This is a genomic window from [Micrococcus luteus] ATCC 49442, from assembly GCF_010367585.1.
Lineage (GTDB): Bacteria > Actinomycetota > Actinomycetes > Actinomycetales > Micrococcaceae > Arthrobacter > Arthrobacter luteus_A.
The window spans coordinates 1775601-1802438 of record NZ_JAAAXP010000001.1 but is presented as its reverse complement, the minus strand read 5'-3'; the positions used below and the strand labels follow the sequence as shown (position 1 = coordinate 1802438).

Sequence of the window (26838 nt, the reverse complement as noted above, 5' to 3'; positions counted from 1 at the left end):
GACCAACCATCCTCCAGCGCGAACAAAGGTACCTCTATGTCCAGCAGCACTCCGTTGATCCGGCTTGCTGAACGCCTCCGGGAACCCTTCCACCGGAACGGCAAACCCACCAGGCTGCATCCGTCGTCTGTCTGGTCTGAGGCCACCGGCACGGCCGCCCTCGCCCTCACCCCGGCGTGGGAGAAGGTGCGCGGCCTGTGGCTGCAGTATGCATGGCCCGTGCTTTCGGTGGTCAGCATCCTGGGCTGGTCCGTCCTGGCCGCCTCCATCCTGCTGTGGACTGCGGGCCAGGCCTTCGGCTGGCAGGAGGCCAAAGCCGCGGCCATCGCTGCCTTTGTTTTGTTCCTGATCGCCATCGGGTTCATCCTGGGCCGGTCTTCGTACGGCGTGATCCTGGACCTTGCCCGGACCCGCGTGGCGGTGGGGGACAGCGCGGTGGGAAGCATCGCAGTTTCCAACACCTCTACGCGCCCCCTGTTGCCGGCAGCGCTGGAACTGCCGGTGGGCAACGCCACCGCCGTCTTTCACCTGCCCCGGATGAAGCCGCAGCAGGTTCACGAGGACCTCTTCACCATCCCCACGGCCCGGCGCGCCGTGATTGTCGTGGGACCGGTCCGCTCTGTCCGGGCCGACCCGCTGCACCTGCTCCGCCGCCAAGTGATGTGGACGGAGCCGGAGGACCTCTTTGTCCACCCCAAGACGGTGGCCCTGGCCGGTTCCGCGGCCGGCTTCATCCGCGACCTTGAAGGCATGCCCACCACCGACCTTTCCAGCGCGGACGTCTCCTTCCACGCCCTGCGCGATTACGTCCCGGGCGATGACCGGCGGCATATCCACTGGAAGACGACAGCACGGACCAACAAGCTGATGGTGCGCCAGTTCGAGGAGACCCGGCGCGCCCACCTGGCCATCTCGCTGTCCATCAACACTGACGAATATGCGTCGGAGCAGGAATTCGAAATGGCCATCTCTGCGGCCGCCTCGATCGGCCGGCAGGCCATCCGCGAACAGCGCGAGCTCGATGTCCTCACCCAAAAAGGGCCGCTCCGCTGCGAAACGGGCCGGAACCTGCTGGATGACATGACCCGGATCGCCGGGGCACCCATGCGCCGCACCGCCGTCGACCTCGCCCGGACACTGGCAGACACGGTGCCCAACGCGTCGGTGGTCTTTTTTGTTGTGGGCAGCAATGTAACGCCCACGCAGCTCCGCTCTGCGGCGGCATCCGTGCCGCCGGGCGTGCGCAGCCTGGCCGTCCGCCTCCAGATCGGGGCGGCCCCCGGCCGCGCCAACATCGCAGACCTGACCGTCCTGACCCTCGGCGACCTCGCCGACCTCGCGATCGTCCTCAGAAAGGCGGCCGCATGAGCTCCGCATCCGACCTCCGGCCCCGGACACCGTCACGGCGGCAGAACGAGTCAGCTTTCGCCGACGGCCAGCCCGCCTGGCATTTTATGCTCGACGCCGGCGCCCTCACCGTGCTGCTCGGGCTCGGCCTCCTGGGTTTCAGCCTCAGCTTCGGCGGCGACCCCTACTACCTTGTCTCCGGGTTCGGCGGCATCATCCTGGGCCTCGGCATCGCGGCGGCCAACGCGCACCTGCGCCTCGGCCTGCTGATCACTGCCGCCCTCACCCTTGGCGCCTACCTGGTATTCGGGACGCTCCTTGCCGTGCCGGATGCCGCGATTGCCGGGTTCGTCCCCAGCCTCGACTCCCTGCGTACCCTCCTCCTGGGTGTGGTGTTCGCGTGGAAGGACATGCTCACCGTGGGTGTCCCCGTAGGCACCGCCGGCGGGGTCCTGATTGTGCCCTTCCTGAGTTCACTGCTCACCGCCCTGGTTGCCGGCCTGCTCATTTGGCGGCTGAAGAGCCCCTACTGGCCGCTACTCCCGGTGCTGGTCCTGTTTGTCACCGGCATTGCCTTCAGCACCAACGCTGCGTTCCTCACTGTTGAGCGCGGTATTGGCCTGACGGTCGTCGCCATTGCCTGGGCAACCTTCCGCCGGGACGCGCTGCGCCGCAGCGACACCCGGAAAGTCTCGGTCAACCGCCCGCAGGCGGACACTGCCACAGCCCAGCGGGCCAAGCTCCGCCGGATCGGGATGGCCGCGGCTGTCATCGCAGCCAGCGTGGCCATCACCGCAGTGGCCGCGCCCCTGGTAACCGCGGGCAGCGACCGCAAGGTGCTGCGCAACGTGGTGGTCCCGCCCTTCGATCCCAAGGACTACATCACCCCCCTGGCCAGTTTCCGGACCTTCGTCAAAGACCAGAAAGACGACACATTGTTCGTGGTCAAGGGACTGCCCCGGGACGGCAGGGTCCGCTTGGGTGCCCTGGATGCCTTCAACGGCACCAACTACAACATGGACCCCAACGGCTCGGGCAGTTTCAGCAAGGTTGGCGACACGAAGTCCATCAACACGCTGGCTGACACGTCCAGTGTTGTGCCCACCAATGACTACTCGATGGACATCACCATTGAGGACTATCAGGGGTACTTCGTTCCGGGCGGCCGGAAGACCACCGGCCTGAGCTTTGACCAGAGTGCGTCCGCCGCAGCCTCGGGCCTGTACTTCAACGCAGGCACGGACACCGCAGTGACCACCCAGGGCCTGTCCCAGGGGGATTCCTACAGCGTCCAGGTATCGGATCCGGTCAAGCTCGAGCATGGCCAGCTGACCCAGTACGACTTCGCCAAAATCACCCTCCCCGAGGCTCTCGAGGTCCCGCCGGTGATTGGCTCCCAGGCCAACGACCTCTCGGCTGATGCGCCCACCCCGATTGACCGGGTGCGGCAGATCGAGGCGCACTTCCAGAAGACCGGTGCCTTCAGCAACGGGCTGGTCACCGAGGGCCAGTTGCCCAGCGTGTCCGGCCACAGCTCGTCCCGCATCAGGAACCTGCTGACGGCCAAGCAGATGCTCGGCGACGACGAGCAATACGCCGTCTCCATGTCCCTGATGCTCCGGCACCTGGGCATCCCCTCACGCGTGGTGATGGGTTTCTACCCCGATCCCACCAGCCCGGAAAACGGAGCCGGTGAAGTCAGGATCACGGGTAAGGACGTCCATGCGTGGGTGGAAGTGGCGTTCGACAGGGTGGGCTGGGTCAGCTTTGACCCCACGCCCCCGAAGGACAACATCCCCATCCCGCCGGACCCCGAAAACAAGTCCAAGCCCAAGCCCCAGGTGCTGCAGCCGCCGCCCCCGCCGCAGGAGCCAGTGGACCTGCCCACGGATTCTTCGCCGGATGCCCTGGACGCGGATGAGAAGAAGGACAACCCCTGGCTGTTCTGGGGTGCCCTGCTCGGGGCCCTGGGTGTTGCGCTGATCCCGTTGGCGATCCTCGCGCTGCCGCTGCTGCTGATCGCGCTCCTCAAATCACGACGCCGGAAGGCGCGTTTCAGCGACGGGCACCCTGCGCAGCGGGTCGGCGGAGGCTGGAACGAGGTCCTCAGCCTTGCGACAGACATGGGTGCCGGCATCGATGCGCGCTCGACCCGCCGCGAAAGCGCGGCCGTGGTGGCGGCGGCCTTCCCCGGCACGGGACAGACCACAACCATGCTGGCGCACCGGGCGGATGCGTCCATCTTCGGAGCCGGGCAGCCCACGGAGGATGAAGTCCGGGAGTACTGGTCCATCGTGGACGGCTCGCTGAAGGAGATCACCGGGACTGTAGGATTCTGGCGCCGGCAGCGGGCCAGGTTCTCGCCCCGGTCACTGCTGGCCGACGGCCGTGCCGCCCTGAAATCGCGCAGTGCGCGGCTAGGGCGTCTGCTGCCGTCCCGTTCCGCCGGCCCGGGTTCGGCGGCACGGCCGTCCCGCACCGGTAGGGTGGAGACCGGCCCGGACGTTACAGCAGGGCCTGGTCCTGCTGTGCAGGGCGGCGGAGCCGGTATGGCGGCGCCCGCGTCCGAAGCTGATGAGACCACCGTTCTGCGGAACCCTGGCAGGAAGAACCACACTGAGTCATGATGAACGAGCCTGAGCGCTGCCAGCGGTGCCAGCAACTGATCCGCGGCGGTGCCACGTTCTGTACGGCCTGCGGCGCTCCGCTGCCCAACAGGTCTGCGCGCAGCGGCCGCAACGTGGACCATGCACAGCGGGCCGTGATGGAAAGCGCTGCGGCGCACGGGGGACAGAATCCCGGTACTATCCCGGTAGTACAAACGGCTCCAGGGGGAGGAACGGGAATGGCAGCCAATCTTGAGCTGGTTCCGGCCACGGCCGGCAAACGGCTCGGCGCCGCAGTGCTGGACTGGCTGGCCCCCGTCGCAGTCCTGGTGGTGACGTTCGCCATCGGCTTCGCGGGCATCACCCGCACCCTCAGCGGCGGGTTCATCATCTATGACACAGCCTCCGTCGTCCTGTTCGGCAGCATCGGCCTGGGCCTGACGATCGTCTACCTGGTGGTCCTGCTGGGCATGGAAGGCCGTTCCGGCGCCACCATCGGCAACCGGGTCATGGGCATCCGCAGCGCTGACGCGGACGGCTACGCCCCCGGCACCGGCGCGGTGTTCCTGCGGGGCCTCATCACAGGCGCCGGTATTGTTCTGGCGTTTGTGGCGGCCGTGCTCATCGTCATCTTCAAATGGTTCGACATTGCCCTGTTCATCCTCGGGCCGCTGCTCCTTCTCGGTACCGTCTGGGCTGTCCTGGTGGTGGTTTCCAACACCTGGGACGCCAACGGGAAACTGCGCGGCTGGCATGATGCCGCGGCTAAAACCCTGGTCTTCGACGTCAGCGCAGGCCGCAACCCCATCACCTCGGGCGGGATCCAGGGCCCGTACAGTTTCGCGCCGCTGGACCTGCCGCCCGTCCAGCAGGTCGCTTCGCCCGTGGCCCGGCAGGCCGCTCCCGTCCAGCCATATGCTGCACCCCCTGCCCCGGCCACCGCACAGCCCGCACCCGCGCAGGCGTACGCAGCGCCGCAGCCACCCGCCGCGCAGCCACCCGCCGCACAGCCTGCACCCTCGCAGCCTTACGCAGCGCCGCAGCCCTATGCGCCGGCGTCGTTCTCCCCACCTGCCGCCCCCGCGTCCCACATACCCGAAACTCCTGCGGCCACTCTTCCCGTACCCGCCGCCGCCACCGCACATCCGGACGACGACCTGGACCGCACGCAGATGCGCGGCGGTGCGCCGTATGCGCCTCCGGTCGCGGTGCTGCGGATAAAGCTCGACGACGGCCGGGACTTCCAGCTCGATCAAAACGTCCTGGTGGGACGGAACCCCGTGGGCCAGGCGGGCGAGCAGCAGGCGCAGCTCCTGGCGGTCAACGATCCGGGCCGCTCGATTTCCAAAACGCACCTGCACCTGCTGACCGACGGCGCGGGCATCTGGGTTACGGACCGAAACTCCACCAACGGCAGCGCCGTCACCACGCCGGACGGCCGGCGCACGCCCCTTCAGCCGGGCGTACCCGCCTTTATCAGCCCGGGATCCACTGTCCACTTTGGTGACCGCTCCTTCCACCTAGGACAGGCATGAACTCACAGCCCGAAAGTGACTCTTCCGACGCAGAAACCCGGTCCGGCCTCAGCCTGAGTTACGGCTACGGTACGGACCGCGGACTCCGCCGGGAACTCAATGAAGACTCCTTCATCGCCTCGGACCCTGTCTTCGCCGTGGCAGACGGCATGGGCGGGCATGAAGCCGGGGAGATCGCCAGCGGCATGTGCGTCCGCGCGCTGGCCGCGATGCCGCAGCTTGCCAGCGGCGAGCGCAGCGTCACGGCAGCCGTGCTGCAGCAGTACCTGCTCCGAGCCGACAGCTCCATCCGGGAGGTGACCGGTGCCCGTGCCGGGACGACGCTGACGGGCGCCGTGGTGGTGGAGCAGATGGGCATGCCGTACTGGCTGGTCATGAACATTGGTGATTCCCGGACATACCGGCTGAGCCAGGGAAATTTTGCCCAGGTCAGCGTGGACCACTCGGAGGTCCAGGAACTGGTGGACGCCGGCGAGATCACCCCGGAGCAGGCCACGGTCCACCCGCGCCGCCACGTGGTGACCCGGGCCCTTGGCACCGGCGACGAAACTGAAGCGGACTACTGGCTACTGCCCGTGGAGGAGGGTGACCGGATCCTGATCTGCTCGGACGGCCTCAATGCCGAACTGACGGACGAACACATCCACCGGATCCTGAGCACCGTCGGCCATCCCCAGGACGCCGTGGACGCCCTGATCCAGGCAGCCCTGCGCAACGGCGGACGGGACAATGTCACCGTCATTGTGGTTGACGCCAAAAACCTGATGAACGACGCCGGCATGGCCACCACAGCGCCCAGGCGCTCAGCCGGCGGCGAAGAAGAGGACACGCTGCCCAGGTCGCAGATTGTTGATGCCAGCCGGCGGGCTGCCGAAGATGACCAACCCGGGGAGCGCTGAGATGGCCACCGTCGAATACACCACAGGCGCCTGGCTGGGTCTGCTCCGCTCCCGCACTGCCGTTTTCCTGGGGCCCGAGACCCCGCCGGCCCTCGTCCGGTCCCTCTGGGACCTGCTCGAGGATGCTCCGGAAGTGCACGAGGTACTGCACGCCGTCACCAGCAGCTTCGGGGTCTCGCTGGCGCAGATCCCGTCCTTCGGCATTGTGGACTACCGTGACGAGCTCCGGGTCTTCCTGCGCGGTGACCTGGACCTGACAGTGCAGCTGCCCGGCGGACCGGTGGAACTGAACGGGCGGGACGTCACCACCTGGGCGGAGCGTCGCCTCGACCTTCCTCAGTGGTACCGCCTTACTGTCGCCGGGGAAGCCCCGGCCGGACCGGCCCTTCCGCTCACTGAGGGCGTTGTCCTGTTGCAGTCGTTGACTGTGGCACTGACTGATGCGCCGGCTGACGCTCCGGCCGCGGCACCCGTTGTGCTTGCCGCCGCAGGTCTGGAGGCAGCCGGACCTGACGCCGCCGTTCCATCCGACCCTGCCGTTGTGCCCGCGGCTGACGTTGCTCCGGCCCCGCCCGTTGCGGACTTGCCGGCTGTCCCGGAATCAGGCCCCGAGGCCTCCGCCGAGACAGTGATGGCGCTGGATGATGACGCACATTATGACGCTGAAACGCCTGAGCCGGAGCAGCAGGCCGTGGCGGCCGGGGAGCTTGCGGAGGTTCCGCAGGACGGCGGGCTTTCAAAGGATGCCGGGCCCTCACAGGATATTGAGCCGTCCCACACTATTGAGCCGTCCCATGCGGACCAGGTGCCCGCCCACGAGTTGACCGGCACCTACGACCACCTCTGGGAGAAGACCGTGGTCCGCCGCATCGAGGATGCTGCTGTTCGCGACGAGCCCGACGAAGCGGACGCCGGCGCACCACGGCAGGAAGATACGCCTGCGCCTGCAGCCGAACCTGATGCACCGGAAGCCATCAACCTTGTTCCGCCAGCACCCGCACAGCACGCACCCGTGCCCCTGCCAGGCGCAATCCCGGCCACCGGCCCGGGTGGCGGCCTCATCGACCCGGTCCCGTGGCGGACCAGTGGGGGCAGCCTACCGGCAGCCCAGGTCCCGCCGTCGTTCGAGCCGTCAGTTCAGGTCCCTGCGCACGCCCCGGTACAACCCCCTGCGCACGCCCCGGTACAACCCCCGGCGCACGCCCCGATACAGCCACCGGTGCCGGACGCTGGAGCCGGTTCAGCAGATGCCGCCGGCTTTGACGGTGACCACGACGGCCACACCATCATGAAGAGTGATCTCGCCGGCATGGCAGCAAGCCCGGCACCGGCAGCAGAGACTGACGCGGGCACCGGACCCCTGGTGCTGGCACGGGTCTGCGACCGAGGCCATGCCAACCCGCCCACCCATGCCCAGTGCTCTGCCTGCAGCCTGCCGCTCCCGTCGGATGCCGTGCAGGTGGCGCGGCCACGGCTGGGCAGGATGCGCGTCTCCACTGGTGAACTGGTTGACCTTGACCAGTCCCTGGTGATCGGGCGCCAGCCTTCTGTGTCGCGGGTGCAGGGCGGCGTGATGCCACGGCTCGTTCAGGTGTCCAGCCCGAGCGGGCACATTTCCCGTTCGCACGTCGAAGTCCGGCTTGAGGGCTGGCACGTCATGCTGTGCGATCTGAAAGCCACCAACGGGACCGTCCTGGTCCGCGAGGGCCAGCAGCCGCGCCGGCTGGCCCAGAACGAGATGGCCATCCTGCTCGACGGCGATATCGCGGAACTGGGTGACGACGTCTCATTGCGTTTTGAGGAGATTCTTTGAGTTCCAAACGGCCGGTTGCGCCGCCGCCCCCTATCCCGGGGTTTACGTACATCAGCCTGCTCGGCTCCGGCGGGTTCTCCGACGTCTACCTTTATGAACAGGACCGCCCGCGGCGCAAGGTGGCCGTCAAGGTCCTCCTATCCGACCTGAAGACCGAAGGCGCCCGGCGCAGGTTCGAGTCCGAGGCCAACCTGATGGCCCAACTCTCGTCCCACCCGTACATCGTGACCATCTTCGAGGCCGAGGTCACCGAGGCCGGGCACTCCTACCTGGCCATGGAGTATTGCTCCCGGCCCAGCCTCGACGTCCGCTACCGCCGCCAGCGTTTCAGCGTGGACGAGGTCCTGGCCGTCGGCATCCAGGTGGCGTCAGCCGTCGAGACCGCCCACCGCGCCGGCATCGCCCACCGGGACATCAAGCCCGCCAACATCCTGGTGACCGATTACAACCGGCCTGCCCTGACGGACTTCGGAATCTCGGGAACGCTCGGCGGGGACACCGACGAAGACGCCGGAATGTCCATCCCGTGGTCGCCGCCGGAACAGTTCACAGACGGCCCCGTCGACGGCGTGATGGTGGATGTCTGGGCGCTCGGCGCCACGCTGTACACCCTGCTCGCCGGCCGGTCGCCGTTCGTTATGCCCGGCACCGACAACTCACAGCGCGAACTGATTTCCCGCATCACCAGCGCGCCGCTGCCGCGCCTGGGCCGCGCCGACGTGCCGGAATCACTGGAACGTGCACTCTCCACGGCCATGGCCAAACCGGCTGCGTCCAGGTACTCATCCGCCCATGCCTTCGCCCTGGCCCTGCAGCGGATCCAGGCGGAACTGAATTTGTCGGTCACGCCCTTCGAAGTGCTCGAAGAGCCCAACCACGATGACAGCCACCCCGATGACGGCTTCGAGGAGACCAGGGTCCGGAGCATTGCCGCCATCGATCCGGAACGGACCGGCAGCGCCCCCACTTTCCCGGCACGCACCCGGCCGCAGGGCCCCGGTGCCGGTTCGCCGCCGTCGGACTCTCCCGCTGGTGGATCTGCCGCAACAGGTGCACCCGCGGCGGCGCTCCGCCCGCAGGTTCCGGGCAGTCTGTTTGCCGGTCAGCCGGAAGCAAATCAGGCTGCAGGCAACCCCGCAGGGGAATGGGCCCACGCCACCATGCTCCGCGGGAGCGCGCCTGCCGACGCCGACTACGGCTCCGCGCCGGACTCCACTGTTCAGCGGCCGGGACTTCTCCCGGCCCAGGCAGGGCAGCAGGCCGGGCAGCAGGCAGCACACCAGGCCGGACGGCTGCCGGGCCGGCCGGAACCCGAAATCGACGCAACGGTCAGCCGTCCGGCCACTGTACCGGACGCGGCACCGGAAACCGCCCCTGACCACGGCAAACGCAACCTCTGGCTTGCCCTGGCCGGCGGGACGGCGCTGGTCCTGGCCATCATTGTGGGGATAGTGCTGGCATCTACGGCATCGGAGCCAAAAGTGATCGAGACCGACCAGGTCAGTAAGCCCCCGGCAGATGCCCTGGACAACGGGATCGTTCCCGACGTCGAGGACCTGGCCGGAACGGCTGACGGCGGCAGGGCCACCTTCACCTGGACCAACCCGCAGCCTAAGACCGGCGACGCGTACAAGTGGCGGGTGTACGCCCTGGGCAGCCAGGGCGAGTACCAGTCCGCTGCCGAGCCAACCGCCCAGATGGCGTTGAACCCGGGAGAACCCACCTGTATCCAGGTGATGATCGTCAGGAGCGACGGCACGTCCTCGCCGCTGGAGGATGAATCGATCGCCTGCGTCGGCCAGTAACGGCACGGCACACCGAAACGACAGTGAACGCGGGCGACGCCCGTCGAGGAGGCACGGAAAATGGGGGATCTAGCAATAGATTTCTGTGGTGAATGGTACGAACCGTCCGATGAGGAGATCTTCAACATCGGCCGCGAAGGCGATCTCGAGGTTGACGACAACCCGTACCTGCACCGTCAGTTCCTGCAGGTGGCCCGCTACGACGGCATCTGGTGGCTCAGCAACGTGGGCAGGATGCTCTCGGCCACCGTTGCCGACGGCTCCGGCGGCATGCAGGCCTGGCTCTCACCCGGGGCCCGCATTCCGCTCGTGTTCAGCCACACCAACATCATCTTCACCGCCGGGCCCACCACCTACGAATTCGCCGTGCACCTCAAAACGCCGTCCTTCCGCCAGCAGTCACGCGAGGACGACAGCAACGGCGACACCACCATCGGCCCCGTCGTTTTCACCGACTCACAGAAGGCGCTCATCGTGGCCCTCGCCGAGCCCATGCTGCGGCGCGAGGGGACCGGCTTCAGCGCCATCCCGTCGTCGGCCGCCGCCGCCAAGACCCTGGGCTGGGCCCTGACCCGTTTCAACCGGAAGCTGGACAACGTCTGCGACAAACTCGACCGCGTCGGCGTGGTGGGGCTGCGCGGCGGCGGCGGAAAACTGGCCACCAACCGCCGTGCCCGGCTCGTCGAACACGCCGTAACCACCCACCTGGTTACCGCCGAGGATTTGTACCTTTTGGAAAAGATGAGGGGCGTGGACGAAGGATGAGGATCCGGCTGACACTCCGCCGGGATCCGGCGGAAACCAAGGACCTGGCCGTAACGGTTGACGGCCTTGCCACCGTGGCGGACATCGCCACCCAGCTGTGGGTGGCCGATCCTGACAGGAAGGGCTCGCCGGCTCCGGAGAACCTTTCCTTGCGCATCGATGAGGCATTTGTGGGCGGCGGAATCCGCGGCAATGTCCTGACCCGCACGGACAACCTGCTGGAGTCCGGGCTGCGTCCGGGGTCCGTGGTTTCGCTGGCCGAGGTCAGCGAACACTTCAATGCCCCCGGCGCCAACCGCGGTCCCGCTGCCGCCACCCTGCGCATTCTGTCAGGGCCCGACGTCGGACAGGAATTTTCGCTGCCCTCCGGCACCAGCTACATCGGCCGGGACCGGGACGTGGACATCCGGCTGTCGGACCCCCTGACCTCCAAACGCCACGCCCGCATCACGGTGGGCGAGAGTGTGGAGATCGTCGACACCAACTCGGCCAACGGCCTCCTGATGGACGGCCTGCCCGTCACCCGGGCCACCCTGAACTCCTCGGACACCGTTACCCTGGGGGAGACCACCGTGACGGTGGTGCCGCTGGGACATAACCATGCGGCAGCACCGACGTCGCCCCTTGTCGATTTCAACCGCTCCCCGCGGGTTGTTCCCCGCTTTGATGCGCCCAAGCGCGTGCCCCCTGCCGGGCCCAAGCGGCCGGACCACCAGGCATTCCCGTACATCATGCTGATGGCGCCGCTCCTGATGGGCGCCATCATGTTCGCGGTCACCCGGAACATGCTCTCCGTCATCTTTATGATGATGATGCCGCTGTTCATCGTGGGCCACTATGTGGACCACAAAATGCAGTCCCGGCGCCAGCAGAAGGAACAGCTTAAACGGTTCCGGGAGTCCATGGCCGCCTTCCGGGAGGACATCACCGAACTGCAGCATGTGGAACGTGCAGTCCGCCTGCAGGAAGCGCCGTCCGTCAGCGACACCGTGGATTCCATCTATAAGCTCGGCCCGCTGCTGTGGACCCACCGCCCCGAGCACCTCGGCTTCCTGGGCCTGCGGTTCGGGCTCGGCACCAGTCCGTCCCGCATCATGTTCGAGGAACCCAACAACAACGAGACCGAAGCTGAATACATGCGCGAGATCCAGGACTGCCTCAAGCAGTTCCGGGACATCGAGGGTGTGCCTGTGGTTTCGCAGCTGCGGACGTCGGGCGCTTTCGGTGTGGCCGGAGCACGTGGCCTCGTGGATGACGTTGCCCGCGGCATGGTGCTGCAGTTCGTCGGGCTCCACTCGCCGGCGGAAGCGGTGGTCACAGCCATCACCTCGGCGCAGTCCAGGCAACGCTGGGAGTGGCTGCAGTGGCTGCCCCACGTCGGCTCGGGCCACAGCCCCCTCGCGGGCGACCACCTCGCCGCGGGTTCTGCCAGTGGCTCCACCCTCCTGGCCCGGCTTGAAGACCTGCTCGATGCCCGGGAGGCTGCGGCCAAGCGTGCCGCGCCGCAGCACAGGGGCTCCATCGACCCGGCCAAGCACGATGTGCCCGCTCCGGTGCTGCCGGCCGTCCTGGTCATTGTGGAGGACGACGCCCCGGTGGACCGCGGCAGGCTGACCCGGCTCGCCGAACGCGGGCCGGACTCCGGGGTCCATGTCATGTGGGTTGCCACCGACATCCAGGCCCTCCCGGCCGCCTGCCGCGACTTTATGGTGGTGGACGGCGAAAACGGCACCACCACGGGTCAGGTCCGTTTGGGCCGGCACACCTATCCCGTCAGCTGCGAAAGCCTCGACGCCGACCTGGCCGCCCAGCTGGCCAGGATGCTCACCCCGGTGGTGGACGTGGGCAAGCCGGTCACGGATGATTCGGACCTGCCGCGCGCGGTTTCCTACGCCACCCTGATTGGCAAGGACTTCCTGGACAATCCGAAGGCCGTCGCGGAGCGCTGGGAAGAGAACAATTCCGTCCATGCCTCCGCAGTGCCGAACCGCAAGGACAACGGAACCCTCCGGGCGCTGGTGGGTTCGAAGGGAATCGAGCCCCTGTACCTTGACCTGAAGAACGAGGGTCCGCACGCGCTGGTGGGCGGTACCACCGGCGCCGGCAAATCCGAGTTCCTGCAGTCCTGGGTCATGGGAATGGCCGCGGCCTACAGCCCGGACAGGGTCAGCTTCCTGTTTGTGGACTACAAGGGCGGCGCCGCGTTCGCTGACTGCCTCAACCTTCCCCACACCGTTGGCCTGGTCACCGACCTTTCCCAGCACCTGGTCCGCCGCGCGCTGACGTCCCTCCGGGCGGAACTGCACTACCGGGAGCACCTGCTGAACCGGAAGAAGGCCAAGGACCTCCTGGCACTCCAGCGCGAAGCCGACCCCGAAGCCCCGCCGTACCTGATCATCATTGTTGACGAGTTCGCTGCGCTGGCCACCGAAGTGCCCGAATTCGTGGACGGGGTGGTGGACGTCGCCGCCCGCGGCCGGTCCCTTGGCCTGCACCTGATCCTGGCCACCCAGCGTCCGGCAGGCGTCATCAAGGACAGCCTGCGCGCCAACACCAACCTCCGGGTGGCGCTCCGCATGGCCGATGAAGACGACGCCACCGACATCCTTGGCGTCCCGGACGCCGCGTATTTCGATCCGTCCATTCCGGGCCGCGGTGCGGCCAAGACCGGCCCTGGCCGCATCCAGGGTTTCCAGACCGGCTACGCCGGCGGCTGGACCACGGAAAAGCCCCAGCGCCCGCAGATCGACATCGTGGAAATGGCGTTCGGATCCGGGCCAAGCTGGGAAGCACCCGCTCCCGAAAAGCCGGTCAGGGAAGCACCTGCCGGTCCCAACGACATTGCCAGAATGACCACCAACATCGTCCGGGCAGCCGAATCACTGGCCATCAGTCCGCCGCGGAAGCCCTGGCTGGACGAGCTCGCCACTACGTACGACTTCTCCAAGCTGCCCAACCCTCGGACCGACGAGCGGCTGCTGCTGGGGGTCGCGGACGATCCCACCCGCCAGGAACAGCCCACCGTGTTCTATGAACCGGACAAAGACGGCAACATGGCCATCTTCGGCACCGGCGGCTCCGGCAAGTCCGCGGCCCTGCGCGGGATCGCGATTGCTGCCGCTGTCACGCCGCGCGGGGGTCCGGTGCACATCTACGGGATTGACTGCGGATCCTCCGGGCTGAAGATGCTCGACGAGCTTCCGCACGTCGGCGAGATCATCGACGGCGACGACGTGGAACGTGTTGGCCGGCTCCTGCGCCTGCTCCGCGACATAGCCGACGAACGGTCCGCCCGCTTCGCCGACGTCCGGGCCTCAACCATCGTTGAGTACCGCACCCTGGCGAACCGCCCCGATGAGAAGCGCATCTTTGTCCTGCTCGACGGCATGTCTGCCTTCCGCGAGACGTATGAATACAGCCGCTTGTCCGCGCTCTGGGATATCTTCCTGCAGCTGGCCACGGACGGCCGGCCCCTGGGCATCCACCTGGTCATCACCGGCGACCGACCCAACTCGGTACCGGCCTCCCTGCTTGCCTCCATCCAGCGCCGCCTGGTGCTGCGCCTGTCCTCCGAAGACGACTACATGTCCATGGACGTCCCCAAGGATGTCCTCAGTGCCACTTCACCGCCCGGACGCGGCCTGCTGGACGGCCTCGAAGTGCAGCTGGCCGTCCTGGGCGGGAACTCCAACCTGGCCCTGCAGGCCCGTGAGGTGCACAAGCTGAGCCAGGCCATGCTGCGGCAGGGACTGGACCAGGCGCCCAAGATCCAGCGGCTCCCGGAACAGGTGGACCTGGACCTGCTGCCCGCCGGCGGCCCGGACCTCCCGGTCATCGGCGTGGACGACGAAACCCTGCAGCCTGCCGAGATCATGGCCCAGGGCCCGCTCCTGCTGGCAGGGCCTCCGGGTGCCGGGCGCACCGTGGCGCTGGTCAGCCTCGCCTACGCGCTGCGCCGTTCCAATCCGGACACGGAACTCATCTACATCGGCTCGCGCCGGTCCGCGGTGGCGTCCCTGCCGCTCTGGAACCGCTCGGTAGTAGGCCCGGACGACCTCTCCGAGGTGGTGGAAGACCTGGTGGAGCACTCCAGCGGCAACCCGGGCAAGGTGGCCATCTTCATCGAGGGCCTGACCGAGTTTACGGATACCGTGGCGGAATCCGGCGTGTCACAGCTTGTCACCGCCTCCATCAAGGCTGATCAGTGGGTTGTTGGCGAGTCCGAAACATCCACGTGGTCCTCCGCCTGGTCACTCTCCCAGCCCTTCAAATCGGGCCGCCGCGGGCTCCTGATGAACCCGGGGGACATCGAAGGAGACAGCCTGCTCAGCACGCCGCTGGGCCGGGTCAGCCCGGAGTTCATCCCGGGCCGCGGGTACATTGTGGGACGCGGCAAGGCCCGCAAACTGCAGATCGCTTTGCCGCCGGAAAACAGGGACTGACGCCGGGTGGTTGCTGCGGGCCCGCAAATCCAGTGATTTGCGGGCCCGCAGTGCGTTGTAGGAGACTACGGGAAACACTCGTTCGCCGCGGAAGGGTGCCGCGCGCCTTTCCCAAAGGTAACCATGATCCGATCCTCTTCCGTGGTCCGCGACGCCTCCGCCGCGGCGGTCCTCGCTTTCCTGGCGCTCACCGTGGGACTGTCGGCGGCCGTTCCCGCGAGTGCGGACGACGGCGATCCTGGACCGTCCTGCGGAATCGGAATCGTCTGCGAGCTCCTGCCCGGGGACCAGAAGCCACCGCCGGACACACCCGGCACGGGGAAGCCCACCGAGCCGCCGTCGGAAACTCCCGCCCCGCCACCTGCCGTGCCGGCGCCCGCTCCGACAGTTCCTGCCGTTCCGGTAGCACCTGCCCCCGCTCCCGTCGTCACCACGGACCCTGCGGTTGCTGCCGACGAGGAGACGCCGACGCCGGAGGCCACCGCCAGCCCGGTGTCACCTGCGGCGACTTCCGCGGGCCCGTCCGCTGAATCCAACTGGGACAAACCCGTCACGAAGTCGGCAAGGCCAACCCAAGCCGCCGCCGTGTCCCGGAACGACGGTTCCGGGCTGTTCGGCGGTCCGAAGCTGCTGGCCATCATGGCGGGCGTGCTGCTGGTGGGTACAGCCGGCCTGGCGTTTGCCTGGTGGGGCAGGAACCGCTTCTCCTCCCACTGAGTGCCTGGGGGTGCCCGCTTATGGGCAGTGGTGCATGGGCAGCGGTGCCCATCGACAGTGCTTTGGGGCCGGGATAGGTTCTAGGTAATGGATCTTCCGGATGAGCCGGGGGCCGCTGGGGATGCCGATCCGGATCGGCTCCAACGAACACATGAGGAGAAACTGATGGCTATTTGGGGCGCAGATGTAGAGCAGCTCAGGACTCTTGGCACGAAGCTGCAGGCCGGTGCTTCGGAGATCGAGCAGCAGCGGACCAACCTGTCCCGCCTGCTGGACAGCACCACCTGGGAAGGCCCGGACGCGAAGCACTTCCGCAGCGAATGGTCCGGCACGCACACCAGTGCACTGAACCAGGTCATCCAGGCGCTGAAGGATGCCGGCACCAAGGCAACCAAGAACGCCAACGAGCAGGACCAGGCTTCACGCTAACCACCGCATGAACCGAGGGCCCGGGCACAGCAAAGTGTCCGGGCCCTTCGTGTGCCCGCTGCAATTATGGACGGCCGGCCGGGACGGACCGGCGGGACAGCGTTTACGCCCAATGTCCGGGCCGTAAGGCAAGATAGGTCTGTGAGCACAGCACCGGGCCCCGCAGAGGCAACAGCCGCCAGTACTGAGACCCTGACAGAACCGGACGCCGTCCCTTCCGGGTCTGTCCGCGAAGAGTACGAGAACCTCGTGGACCTCGTCAGGAAATACCGTTTCGCGTACTACCAGGAGGACGAACCCCTGGTATCCGACGCCGAGTTTGACGCACTGTTCCGGCGCCTGGAGGAGATTGAAGCGCTGCACCCGGAACTCGTTGCGAATGACTCGCCCACGCAGGAAGTGGGCGGCGAAGTCTCAGCGGCGTTCGCCGCCGTCGAACATCTGCAGCGGATGTACAGCCTCGAGGATGTCTTCTCCCTGGAGGAGCTGGAAGCCTGGATTACCAAAGCCGAGGCCGGCATCGCCAAACTCGGGGACAACGGCAGGCCCGCCTGGCTGACTGAACTCAAGATCGACGGCCTCGCCGTCAACCTGCTCTACCGCGACGGGAAACTCGTCCGGGCGGCAACCCGCGGTGACGGAACCACCGGCGAAGACATCACGCACAACGTGCTGACCATCAAGGAAATCCCGCAGGAACTCACCGGCAGCGGCTTCCCGCCCGAGATGGAAGTCCGGGGCGAGGTCTTCATCCCGTCCAAGGCCTTTGCAGAGTTCAACGAAGCGCTGATCGAGGCCGGCAAGGCACCACTGGCCAACCCGAGGAACGCAGCAGCCGGTTCCCTCCGGCAAAAAGACCCCGCAGAGACGGCCAAGCGACCCCTGCGGATGTTTGTCCACGGCATCGGCGCGCGTGACGGCCTGGAGACGGTCAGCCAGTCCGAGACGTATGCCTTACTGGAGAAGTGGGGACTGCCCGTCAGCCCGTACTTCGAGGTCCTCGGGAGCCTGGACGAGGTGCTGGCCTTCATCAAACGCTACGGCGACAAACGGCACAGCCTGATGCACGAGATCGATGGGATTGTGGTGAAGGTCGATGACCTCGCCACCCAGCGCGCCCTCGGATACACCACACGTGTGCCCCGGTGGGCTGTGGCGTACAAGTACCCGCCCGAAGAAGTCCACACCAAACTGCTGGACATCGACGTCAACGTGGGCCGCACCGGACGCGTGACCCCGTTCGGGGTGATGGAGCCCGTAAAAGTCGCCGGATCCACGGTGGCGATGGCCACGCTGCACAACCAGGACGTTGTGAAGGCCAAGGGCGTGAAGATCGGCGACATTGTTGTGCTGCGCAAGGCCGGCGATGTGATCCCGGAGATTGTCGGCCCCGTGCTGGCCCTCCGCGACCAGCAGCAACCGCCGGTCAGGGACTTCGTGATGCCCACCGAATGCCCCTCGTGCGGAACGCCGCTTGCCCCCGGCAAGGAAGGCGACGTGGATATCCGCTGCCCCAACGCCCGGTCCTGCCCGGCCCAGCTACGGGAACGGGTCTTCCACCTGGCCGGCCGCGGCGGGTTCGACATCGAGGCGCTCGGCTGGGAAGCGGCCATCGCGCTGACCCAGCCTGCCGAGCCTGAGGTTCCGCCGCTCGTGTCCGAGGCGGCGTTGTTTGACCTTAAGCCTGAAGACCTGGCCGATGTCCGGATCCGGCGCGAGAAGCGCTCCAAGGGCGTTGCCACGGGCGAGTTTGAGTTGGTCCCGTACTTCTACAGCAAGGGCACGGCCAAGTCCCCGTCGAAACCCACCGCCACCACGGAGAAACTGTTCAAGGAGCTTGAAAAAGCCAAAACCCAGCCACTGTGGCGGGTCCTCGTGGCCTTGTCGATCCGGCACGTGGGTCCCCGGGCGTCGCGGGCCCTGGCCACGGCTTTTGGCAGCATGGAGGGCATCCGGAACGCTTCAGAGGAAGACCTCGCCCATGTGGATGGCGTCGGACCCACCATCGCTGCGGCGCTCAAGGAGTGGTTCGCCGAGGACTGGCACCTGGAAATCATCGACCGCTGGGCTGCGGCCGGCGTCCGGATGAAGGATGAACGTGATGAGTCCACGCCACGGACTTTGGAAGGGCTGACCATCGTGGTTACCGGTTCCCTTCCTGACTTCAGCCGCGACGAGGCGAAGGAAGCCATCCTCATCCGGGGAGGCAAGGCGGCGGGCTCAGTCTCCAAAAACACCAGCTATGTGGTGGCCGGCGACAATGCAGGCACCAAACTCGACAAAGCCGAGCAGCTGGGCATTCCTGTGCTGGACGAAGACGGCTTCCGCGAGCTGCTGGCAAACGGCCCGGCGGCGGCGTCGGAGGCTGCCGGCGCATCCGATGATAAATCCGAAAACGCCCTTGAATCCCAGGCAGCTGCCGAATCAGAAGAGGTAACAGAATGAACCAGCCGAACCTTATAGCGGAGTTGCTTGCGGTGGCCCGCCAGGCGGCAGCTGCCGGCGCAGCAGTACTGGCAGAACGCAATGGTGAGGCCCTGGACGTCAGCAACAAGGGCGACGCCGGTGACTGGGTTACAGCCTTTGACGTCGCCGCCGAAAATGCGGTGCGGGAAGCCATCACCGCCGCCCGGCCGCAGGACACCATTACCGGCGAGGAACACGGGACCACGCGGCCCGACGATCCCAGTGGCTACCGCTGGTCAATCGACCCGCTGGATGGGACCACCAACTTCATCCGGAACATCGTCTACTACGCCACCTCCGTGGCAGTGGCGGATTCCGACGGCGCCTGGCTGGCCGGCGTCGTGAACGCACCCGCGCTGGGCCGCGTCTACTACGCCGCCCGCGGCCAGGGCGCGTGGCTGGAAGAGGGCGGCCGGCTGACGCGGCTCCAGGGTCCGGTGGCGGGACGCACCGGCCAGATCCTGGCCACGGGCTTCAGCTACGATCCCGCGGTGCGCATCGAACAGGCCGCGCTGCTGGGGGAGCTCATGGACGGGTTTGCGGACGTCAGGCGGCTGGGCTCAGCAGCGCTGGACCTGTGCCTGGTGGCTGACGGAACCCACGACGCTTTTGGCGAACGAGGCCTCAACGAACACGACTACTCGGCCGGGGCACTCATCGCGGAGGAAGCGGGCTGCTGGGTTCGTCGTCCGCGGCTGGACAGCCCCCTCGACGGCGGTCCCACCGATGCGGACCGGTTGGCGGCATGGACCTGCGCCGGGACACTGGAGCTCGCGGGCAAGTTTCCGCTCTGACCCTGATGCGGCACTAACATTGACAAGTGCAATCGCAAATAACCATCCGACCGGCCGTTGAGGCAGACTTTTCCGCCATCGCCAGGATAACTGTCGATTCCTACCTCGCAGCGGGTCACTTCGACAACGCAGACCATCCCTACATGCAGCAGATCCAGGAGGTGGCCGCGCGGGCGGCCAAGGCCACGATTTGGGTGGCCGAACGAGCGGGGCACGTGGTGGGCTCCGTGACGCTGGCGCTGGCCGGGGAACCTTACGCCGACATCGCACTTGACGATGAGCTGGAGTTCCGGATGCTCGTGGTGGACCCCGCAGCGCAGCGCAGCGGGGCAGGCCAGGCGATGGTGGAGGCCATCATCGAGCACGCCAGGTCCCTCGACGGGATCAGGGGAGTCGCACTGACCACCGGCCGGACGTGGGAGAGCGCCCATGGCCTGTACCGGAAAACGGGCTTCCGGCGCGCCCCGGAGCGGGACTGGCTGATCCCGGGCACAGACATAAAACTGCTGGTTTATCGGCTCGACGTCTAGCCACCCTAAAGTGGTGCCGACTCATTTTCCGCACTGAAAGGCCCTCCATGCGCAAAACATTCGGCACTGGCTCCGTCTGGGAACAGACCCTCGGCTACTCCCGGGCCGTCCAGGTGGACAACACCCTCTACATTTCGGCCACGGCGGCGAGCGGTGAAGACGGCATTGTGGGCGAGGACTTCTACACCCAGACGCGGTTCATCCTCCAGAAGCTGGGAACCGTCCTGGCCGACGCCGGGTTCAGCTTCGAGGACGTGGTGCAGTCCAAGCTGTACCTGACGGACATCAGCAAATGGGAAGAGGCCGGCCGTGCCCACGGCGAGGTCTTCGGCGGGATCCGCCCCACACTCTCCTTGGTGCACGTCCTGCCGTTCCTGGACCCGAAGATGCTTGTGGAGATCGAGCTTGTAGCCCAGAAGAGCGCCGCCTAAAGCGGTTATCCACATAGGGGTAATGCCTCCGCGCTGTTGCCGTACCGCTCTGTGATGCTGGAGGTATGGATAGCACAGCGGCTGCGGAGATACTGGAGGCCATCGTGGCTTCTGCTTTGCAGCTGGCCGGTGTCCTTCGCGGGACGACGGCAGAGCCGGGTGCCCGTCTGGCCGATGGCATGGCTCATGACATCCCATCGGGCCCGGCGGGCCGCTCGTCCTCAACTACGTTTCCGTTAGCCACGGTTCCGTTAGCCACGTCTCCGTCAGTCACGGTTCCGTCAGCCACTGGCTCGTCAGCAGCCGGTACCTCGGCCGTAGATCCGGCTTGGGACTCGTTGCGTTGGCAGGCTGAGGCGTGTCTGACGGTGTTGTCCGGGGCGGCGGGGTTGGAGGCGATGGTTGCTGCGGTGAAGATCCATGCGGCCGGCGGGTACGACGAAGCCGCCCAAGTGATCGCGGGGCCCATCATGTCCCCGCAGGAGCAGACCGCCCAGGAAATGAGTATCGTGGCTGAGGTCGCCTGCGCCCTGACTGTCAGTGAACGTACGGCCGGCGGGCTGCTCGGTGAGGCCCACCGCTTACGTAGTTCCCTGCCGCTCACGCTGGCTGCTCTGGAGGCAGGGGCGATTTCGTGGCAGCACGCCCGGATCATGGTCGACGAAACCACCAACCTCGAGCCAGCCGCCGCCCATGCCCTGGAGGCGCACTTCCTGGACCCGGAGGCGCCGAACCCGGCCCGCGGCGCGGCCGGCGGGATGGTCCCGGGCCGGTTCCGGGCCAAAGCCAGGACCTGGCGCGAACGCCACCACCCGGTCAGCATCGAACAACGCCACACCCGGAGTGCCTTGGACCGTCGGGTTGAGTACTCCCCGGACCGGGACGGGATGGCCTGGCTCTCGGCCTACCTGCCCGCCGACCAGGCAGCCGGGATCTGGAACCGGGCCACCACAGCAGCCCGGGCCCTGCAAGGCCCAACCGAGGGCAGGACCCTCACCCAGCTCCGTGCCGACAACGTCGCGGCGTGGCTCCTCGGCGGCACCCTGCACAGCACCCAGCACGCCACTCAGGGCGGCACTCTGGACGGGGCTGCCGGGAGAATCCCGTCACCGGCAGCCCAGGTCCTCGTCACGGTTCCGGTGTTCGCGCTGATGGGTCTGACCGATGAACCCGCCGTCCTCGATGGGTACGGACCGATCCCGCCGTCCATGGCCCGCGCTCTTGTCGCCGACGGTGCCGAGTCGTTCCGCCGGGTCCTGACCGATCCCCGGGACGGGGCCCGGTTGGAGATCGGCCGGGAAAGCTACCGGATCCCCAAGGCACTGCGTCAATGGCTCCGGCTCCGGGACGGCAAATGCCAGTTCCCCGGCTGCTCCAACCAGTCCCTGGACAACGAAGCGGACCACCTGAAGGACTGGGCCAACGGCGGGAGCACCGGGATTTCAAACCTGGCCCAGCTCTGCCCCAAACATCACCGGCTCAAACACGCCAGACCCTGGCAACCCACCGAAGCCACCAAGGACGAGCCGCCCGGCTGGATCTCACCCACCGGCCGCCACTACCAAAGCGAACAACCCGACCCGGAACCACCCCACTGGCCAGATATCATGACCGCCGGGGGCAGCGTGAAGGATGACACGTTGGTGCCCACCTGACTGACTACTGGGTGGGCAGACCGTAACGGTGTTCGGGGCGCCCGGTGGTTCCGTACCGGAGTTGGATGTCGACGGCGCCGTCGTCAGCCAGCGAGGACAGGTACCGCTGTGCCGTGGCCCGGGAGACCCCCACCCTTGTGGCCACCTCGGCCGCCGAGTACTGCTCGCCCGCGACCAGGGATTCCAACACCGCAGCCTCTGTGGCGGACCTGGGCTTGGCCGACGACGTCACGTCCCCGGGAATCAGCGCCCGCTTGGCCCGCTCCACTGCGCCTTGGTCCAAGACACCGGGCTGGGCCAGCAGCCTCCGGTAGCGGGCATAGGAACGCAGCTGCTGCGAAAGTGACTCGGACGTGAACGGCTTCAGCAGGTACCCCAAGGCCCCGCGACGGAAGGCTTTGCGCAGCGACTCTGCGTCGGACGCTGCACTGAGGATGATGGTGTCCACGTCCAGCTGCTGCAGCAGGTCCAGCCCCGACGCGTCCGGAAGGTAGACGTCCAACAGCACCAGGTCGGGGCGCAGGCTGTGGATCGTCTGCAGGGCCAGCGACGCCGTACCCACCGGCGCCAGCGCCAGGAATCCCGCTACCGAATCCACATAGGCGGCGTGCAGCTTGGCCACGTGGAAGTCGTCATCCACGATCAGCACCCTGAAATCCTCAGGCAATGTTCTCCTTTTCAGCGGTGGTGTCTCGGGCACCAGTTGCGGCCGTGGTGCGAGGCAGGGAAGCCATAAACACGGCACCGGGTCCACCTTGCGTGCCCGTTTCCAGAACTTTGATCTCCCCGCCACGGCGCCTGGCCAGTTGGCGGGCCAGCGCCAGGCCCAGGCCTTGGCCGCCACTCCGCCGGGTACCCCTGTCCAGGGCAGCACCGTCCAAACCAGCACCGTTCAAACCAGCACTGCCCAGACCAGCTCGATCCAACCCGTCCGGCTGCGCCGCCGTCGTATACCCCTCGGCGAAGACAGCCTCCGCATCCGTCCCGGGAGCCAGCCCGTCGCCTGAGTCTGCGACGACGATATGAAGTGTCCCGCCGTCGTCGTGCGGTTCGTCCAGCACCTCCAGCTCCACCCACCGGTCCGCGGAGGAGCCGGCAACGGCGGCATTCACGGCGTTGTCGATCAGGTTGCCCAGCACGGTGGTCACATCCTGCGGCTCCGTGACCTGCCCTCGGATCAATGTTTCCGGCCCGATCCGCAGCGTGACACCGCGTTCATCGGCCTCCACCCCTTTGGCCCCCACAAACGCCTGAAGGTAGGGATCCTGGAGGAGCTCTGCCTGGTCCACCGGAAATTTCAACGGGCCCGTGGCAGCCAGGCCGGCCAGGTAGTCGCGGGCCTGCTGGTGCTGCCCGATGCTCATCAGGCCGGCGATCGTGTGCAGCTGGTTGGCAAACTCGTGGCGCTGGGCCCGAAGAGCCGTGGACATGGTGCCCACAGCGTCGAGCTGCCTGGTCAGCTGCTGCAGCTCGGTGCGGTCCCGGAGCATCACCACCCAGCCCAGGTCCTCCCGGCGGTGCAGTGCCTTGCGGGCGCTGGCCACCACAACGCGCCCGCCCGCCACGAGCTCAATCGCGTCGGCCTCCGCGGCGTCCGCCCTGGTGAGGGCCTTCAGCTGGCCGGGGACCGGAGCAGAGGCCCAGGAGGTCCCGGCGAGGTCCGGCAGGTCCAAAAGCCGGCGCGCGGCTGCGTTGAACACGCTGATCCTGCCGTCGGCACTGACGCCGATGACGCCGTCGTCCACACCCTGGAGGACGGCCACCTGGTCGTGCACCAGGGTGCTGATTTCCTCCGGCTCCAGGCCCAACGTGAGGCGCTGCAGCCGCCGCCGCAGCAGGAATGAGGCCAGGACGCCCGCGAGCAGGGCCCCGGCAGCGGTCAGGGCGACCGGCCCGATGTCACGCTCCAGGCTCTGGCCGACGGTTTCCATTGAATAGCCCACACTGACTTCACCCACCACGGTGTCAGTACCGGGCCCGTAAACCGGCACCTTGGCGCCGGCCGACGGACCAAGCGTGCCGGTGTTCCGTGTGGTGATTTCCTGCCCCGCGAGCGCCTCAGACGGGTCGGTGCTGACTTTTTCCCCAAGCCGCGCAGGATCGGGGTGGGCCAGGCGAAGGCCGGTTTCGTCGGTGATCACCACAAAAAGAGCCCCCGTCCGGAGCCGCGTTGCTTCGGCGGCAGCCATGAGGGGTCCGGTGCGGAGCTCGGACGGCGGGGGAGTGCCTTCCCGTTCACTGATGGCCAGGACGTCGGCCTGGATGGAGGCGTCGGCAGCGACAGCACGGGCGAGGGTCAGTGCCTGGTTTTCGGCCTCACGGCCCACCCTGTCGTATGTCAGCCAGGCGTGGACAGCAGTGCTCAGCAGCACCACCAGAAGGACCACTCCAAGCTGCAGCAAGAGCGTCTGGGTGGAGAACCGCAGCGGCAGCGTGCGAGCGGGACGGTGCATGGTCCTCCTCCCTTGGTGGTCCGGTTTCATCAGGTGGTTCAGAACGGCACGGCTCACAAACCCGACGGTGTGAGCACAATGCGCAAAATGCTCCGAATAAGCAGTATGCCAATCAATTGAGCCAAAGGCACGGCCGTGACGGCGGCCACTCTACAGTCTGTAGCACGCGTCACACCGCTGTGCCGCTGTTCACAAAGAAGGAGCCGGCCGTGCTGGTATTACTTGGATTCGCAATGATCGCGGTATTCATGGTGCTGATCATGACGAAGAAGTTGACGCCAGTGCTGGCGCTGATCATCGTCCCCACAGTTTTTGGACTTTTCGCGGGCGCCGGGCTGGGCATTGGCGACATGGTGATGGACTCGATGAAGTCCATGACCTCAACCGCCGCCCTGCTGATGTTCGCCATTATCTACTTCGGCCTGATGATCGACGTCGGGCTGTTCGATCCGCTGGTCCGGTTCATCCTGCGCAAGCTCGGCAATGACCCCGCCAAGGTAGTCCTGGGCACTGCCCTTCTGGCGGCCGCCGTCTCCCTCGATGGTGACGGTTCCACCACCTTCATCCTCACCACCGCCGCCATGCTGCCGATCTACCTTCGGCTGAAGATGAGCCCCGTTGTCCTCACCTGTGTGGCCGGCCTGGCCAACGGCACCATGAACATCGTGCCCTGGGGCGGCCCCACGGCCCGCGCCGCCAGCGCCCTGAAGATCGACGTCAACGACGTCTTCGTCCCCATGATCCCCTCACTCATCGCCGGCCTCGCCATTGTCCTGGTCTTCGCCTGGGTCCTCGGCCTGCAGGAGCGTAACCGCCTCCGCGCCACCAAACCGGAAATCTGGGGCGTGCCGTCCTCCGCAGAACCCTTCACCTCTGACGCGTTCGACGGCGGCACCACCGCAGGCGGCAGCGGCACCTCCCGCGGTGGTTCAGGCCGCAGCGGTTCCGCACCTGTTCCGGCAACGGGAGGCCCCGCCGTCGGAGGCGCAGCTCCTGTGGCTGGCGTCGCGCTGCTGGAACGCCCCGACGAGCACGTGGATGACAGCGCCGCGATGGCCGGCACTGCCCTGGACCCCAACCGCAAAACCCTCCGCCCGAAGCTGCAGTGGTTCAACCTGGGCCTGACTGTGGCTGTCATGGGCATGCTCATCGCTGACCTCGTGCCCCTGCCGTACGTCTTTATGGTGGGCTCCGCGATCGCCCTGCTGGTGAATTTCCCGCACGTCAAGGACCAGGCTGCCCAGATTGTTGCCCACGCGCCGTCCATCGTCGCAGTGGTCAGCATGGTCATGGCCGCCGCAGTCCTTACCGGCGTCCTGACCGGCACCGGCATGGTTGAGGCCATGTCCGCGTGGCTGGTGCAGATCATCCCGTCCAGCATGGGCCCGCTTATGGCCGTCATCACCGGTGTGCTCAGCATCCCCATGACGTTCTTTATGAGCAACGATGCGTTCTACTTCGGTGTGCTTCCGGTCCTGAGCGAGACGGCAGCGCACTACGGCATCAGCAGTGCCGAAATGGCCCGTGCCTCCATCACAGGACAGCCGTTCCACATGCAGAGCCCCCTGGTTCCGGCCATCCTGCTCCTGGTGTCGCTGGCCAAGGTCGACCTCGGCGACCACCACAAAAAGGTCCTGTGGCGCGCCGCCGTGGTTTCCCTCGTCATGTTGGCAGTGGGAATGCTGACCGGAGCCATCGGTATCGGTTAGTCTTATGCTGCCTGTGCCCGGTCCCCGTGACCGGGCCCGCGGCACCGAGGTGCCCGTCTGACGCCCGCTGGGGGTCGTCAGACGGGCACTGACGTTTCCCCACTAGACTGGTTCGGAAAACAATCCGAACTTGCAGGGGAGATCCATGGCTGCGATCAACCGTGACGATGTTGCGCACCTCGCGCAGCTCGCTCACATCGAGATGAGTGCTGAAGAGCTGGACAGGATGGCCGGCGAACTCGCCGTCATCGTGGATTCAGTAAAGTCCGTGAGTGAAGCCGCCGGTGATGACGTCCCGGCAACCTCCCACCCGATCCCGCTGACCAACGTGTTCCGCGAGGACGTTGTGGGCCACACTTTCACCGCGGAGCAGGCACTCTCGGGAGCTCCGGATTCCGATGAAAACCGTTTCAAGGTCCCGGCAATCCTGGATGAGGCATAA

19 protein-coding genes are annotated in these 26838 nt (G+C 66.9%); 17 read left to right on the top strand and 2 right to left on the bottom strand.

Going from position 1 to position 26838, the window contains the following annotated elements:
• The first annotated feature begins 36 nt into the window (after positions 1-36).
• The 15 genes from GUV69_RS08125 to GUV69_RS08055 all read left to right on the top strand — a co-directional run bounded on the left by GUV69_RS08125 (position 37) and on the right by GUV69_RS08055 (position 22234).
• Positions 37-1368 carry a DUF58 domain-containing protein gene (locus tag GUV69_RS08125; protein WP_164201328.1) on the top strand — a complete coding sequence of 444 codons (1332 nt, stop codon included), beginning with the start codon at positions 37-39 and terminating at the stop codon, positions 1366-1368.
• A complete protein-coding gene (locus tag GUV69_RS08120; protein WP_164201326.1) occupies positions 1365-3974 on the top strand; it encodes a transglutaminase TgpA family protein in 2610 nt (869 codons plus the stop codon). The genes GUV69_RS08125 and GUV69_RS08120 overlap by 4 nt, the downstream gene beginning before the upstream one ends.
• Positions 3975-4192: 218 nt before the next feature.
• On the top strand, positions 4193-5488 hold the full coding sequence (locus tag GUV69_RS08115; protein ID WP_164201324.1) for an RDD family protein: 1296 nt from the start codon (positions 4193-4195) through the stop codon (positions 5486-5488).
• Positions 5485-6387: a PP2C family protein-serine/threonine phosphatase gene (locus tag GUV69_RS08110; protein WP_164201322.1), complete on the top strand. Its 903-nt coding sequence runs from the start codon at positions 5485-5487 to the stop codon at positions 6385-6387. Before GUV69_RS08115 ends, GUV69_RS08110 begins: the two co-directional genes overlap by 4 nt.
• A 1-nt stretch (position 6388) precedes the next feature.
• The gene (locus GUV69_RS08105; RefSeq protein WP_164201320.1) at positions 6389-8200 is read left to right on the top strand and encodes an FHA domain-containing protein; all 1812 of its coding nucleotides are present in this window, start codon (positions 6389-6391) and stop codon (positions 8198-8200) included.
• Positions 8197-10005, top strand: coding sequence for a serine/threonine-protein kinase (locus GUV69_RS08100; RefSeq protein WP_164201318.1), 1809 nt, complete (start codon positions 8197-8199; stop codon positions 10003-10005). Before GUV69_RS08105 ends, GUV69_RS08100 begins: the two co-directional genes overlap by 4 nt.
• A 60-nt stretch (positions 10006-10065) precedes the next feature.
• Complete coding sequence (locus GUV69_RS08095; RefSeq protein WP_164201316.1) at positions 10066-10770, top strand: hypothetical protein; 705 nt, start codon at positions 10066-10068, stop codon at positions 10768-10770.
• Positions 10767-15212, top strand: coding sequence for a type VII secretion EssC family protein (locus tag GUV69_RS08090; protein WP_164201315.1), 4446 nt, complete (start codon positions 10767-10769; stop codon positions 15210-15212). The genes GUV69_RS08095 and GUV69_RS08090 overlap by 4 nt, the downstream gene beginning before the upstream one ends.
• A 123-nt stretch (positions 15213-15335) precedes the next feature.
• Positions 15336-15929 carry a hypothetical protein gene (locus tag GUV69_RS22990; RefSeq protein WP_208786612.1) on the top strand — a complete coding sequence of 198 codons (594 nt, stop codon included), beginning with the start codon at positions 15336-15338 and terminating at the stop codon, positions 15927-15929.
• 165 nt (positions 15930-16094) lie between these two features.
• Positions 16095-16358 carry a WXG100 family type VII secretion target gene (locus GUV69_RS08080; RefSeq protein ID WP_164201313.1) on the top strand — a complete coding sequence of 88 codons (264 nt, stop codon included), beginning with the start codon at positions 16095-16097 and terminating at the stop codon, positions 16356-16358.
• A gap of 141 nt (positions 16359-16499) precedes the next feature.
• A complete protein-coding gene (ligA, locus tag GUV69_RS08075) occupies positions 16500-18803 on the top strand; it encodes an NAD-dependent DNA ligase LigA (RefSeq protein ID WP_164201311.1) in 2304 nt (767 codons plus the stop codon).
• A complete protein-coding gene (locus GUV69_RS08070; RefSeq protein ID WP_164201309.1) occupies positions 18800-19618 on the top strand; it encodes an inositol monophosphatase family protein in 819 nt (272 codons plus the stop codon). The genes ligA and GUV69_RS08070 overlap by 4 nt, the downstream gene beginning before the upstream one ends.
• A gap of 26 nt (positions 19619-19644) precedes the next feature.
• Positions 19645-20148, top strand: a complete 504-nt coding sequence (locus tag GUV69_RS08065; protein WP_164201307.1) for a GNAT family N-acetyltransferase — start codon at positions 19645-19647, stop codon at positions 20146-20148.
• 47 nt (positions 20149-20195) lie between these two features.
• On the top strand, positions 20196-20579 hold the full coding sequence (locus GUV69_RS08060) for a RidA family protein (RefSeq protein WP_164201305.1): 384 nt from the start codon (positions 20196-20198) through the stop codon (positions 20577-20579).
• A gap of 410 nt (positions 20580-20989) precedes the next feature.
• Positions 20990-22234 carry an HNH endonuclease signature motif containing protein gene (locus GUV69_RS08055; RefSeq protein ID WP_431197104.1) on the top strand — a complete coding sequence of 415 codons (1245 nt, stop codon included), beginning with the start codon at positions 20990-20992 and terminating at the stop codon, positions 22232-22234.
• 4 nt (positions 22235-22238) lie between these two features.
• On the opposite strand, the gene GUV69_RS08050 is transcribed toward GUV69_RS08055, so the two are convergent.
• Both GUV69_RS08050 and GUV69_RS08045 read right to left on the bottom strand, forming a co-directional pair.
• A complete protein-coding gene (locus GUV69_RS08050; RefSeq protein ID WP_164201303.1) occupies positions 22239-22901 on the bottom strand; it encodes a response regulator in 663 nt (220 codons plus the stop codon).
• Positions 22894-24687 carry a sensor histidine kinase gene (locus GUV69_RS08045; protein ID WP_208786611.1) on the bottom strand — a complete coding sequence of 598 codons (1794 nt, stop codon included), beginning with the start codon at positions 24685-24687 and terminating at the stop codon, positions 22894-22896. The genes GUV69_RS08050 and GUV69_RS08045 overlap by 8 nt, the downstream gene beginning before the upstream one ends.
• 209 nt (positions 24688-24896) lie before the next feature.
• Between GUV69_RS08045 and GUV69_RS08040 the strand changes: the two genes are divergently transcribed.
• Together GUV69_RS08040 and gatC are read left to right on the top strand one after the other, a co-directional pair.
• Positions 24897-26396, top strand: coding sequence for a CitMHS family transporter (locus tag GUV69_RS08040; protein ID WP_164201301.1), 1500 nt, complete (start codon positions 24897-24899; stop codon positions 26394-26396).
• A gap of 145 nt (positions 26397-26541) precedes the next feature.
• A complete protein-coding gene (gene gatC / locus GUV69_RS08035; RefSeq protein WP_056348187.1) occupies positions 26542-26838 on the top strand; it encodes an Asp-tRNA(Asn)/Glu-tRNA(Gln) amidotransferase subunit GatC in 297 nt (98 codons plus the stop codon).